Origin of the sequence: Kitasatospora sp. NPDC048545 (assembly GCF_040651155.1) — a bacterium.
Lineage (GTDB): Bacteria > Actinomycetota > Actinomycetes > Streptomycetales > Streptomycetaceae > Kitasatospora.
Genome location: NZ_JBEZIQ010000191.1, coordinates 1 through 1,030, shown reverse-complemented (window position 1 = coordinate 1,030; position 1,030 = coordinate 1). Strand labels below are relative to the sequence as shown.

The following is a 1,030-nucleotide window of genomic DNA, read 5'->3' as shown; positions in this document are numbered from 1 at the left end:
CTGAGGACAAGCCCTCGGCCTATTAGTACCGGTCAACTCCACCCCTTACAGGGCTTCCATATCCGGCCTATCAACCCAGTCGTCTACTGGGAGCCTTACCCTCTCAAGGAGGTGGGAGTGCTCATCTCGAAGCAGGCTTCCCGCTTAGATGCTTTCAGCGGTTATCCCTCCCGAACGTAGCCAACCAGCCATGCCCTTGGCAGGACAACTGGCACACCAGAGGTTCGTCCGTCCCGGTCCTCTCGTACTAGGGACAGCCCTTCTCAACACTCCTACGCGCACAGCGGATAGGGACCGAACTGTCTCACGACGTTCTAAACCCAGCTCGCGTACCGCTTTAATGGGCGAACAGCCCAACCCTTGGGACCTACTCCAGCCCCAGGATGCGACGAGCCGACATCGAGGTGCCAAACCATCCCGTCGATATGGACTCTTGGGGAAGATCAGCCTGTTATCCCCGGGGTACCTTTTATCCGTTGAGCGACGGCGCTTCCACAAGCCACCGCCGGATCACTAGTCCCTACTTTCGTACCTGCTCGACCCGTCAGTCTCACAGTCAAGCTCCCTTGTGCACTTACACTCAACACCTGATTGCCAACCAGGCTGAGGGAACCTTTGGGCGCCTCCGTTACCCTTTAGGAGGCAACCGCCCCAGTTAAACTACCCACCAGACACTGTCCCTGATCCGGATCACGGACCCAGGTTAGACATCCAGCACGACCAGAGTGGTATTTCAACGTCGACTCCACAACAACTGGCGTTGCTGCTTCACAGTCTCCCACCTATCCTACACAAGCCGAACCGAACACCAATATCAAGCTATAGTAAAGGTCCCGGGGTCTTTCCGTCCTGCTGCGCGAAACGAGCATCTTTACTCGTAATGCAATTTCACCGGGCCTATGGTTGAGACAGTCGAGAAGTCGTTACGCCATTCGTGCAGGTCGGAACTTACCCGACAAGGAATTTCGCTACCTTAGGATGGTTATAGTTACCACCGCCGTTTACTGGCGCTTAAGTTCTCAGCTTCGCC

The 1,030-nt window shown here is 55.8% G+C and carries 1 rRNA gene; it reads right to left on the bottom strand.

Annotated features, from left to right (window positions below):
• Nucleotides 1–2 precede the first annotated feature (2 nt).
• Nucleotides 3–1,030 (bottom strand): 23S ribosomal RNA (locus AB0D10_RS46435); the annotation flags it as partial.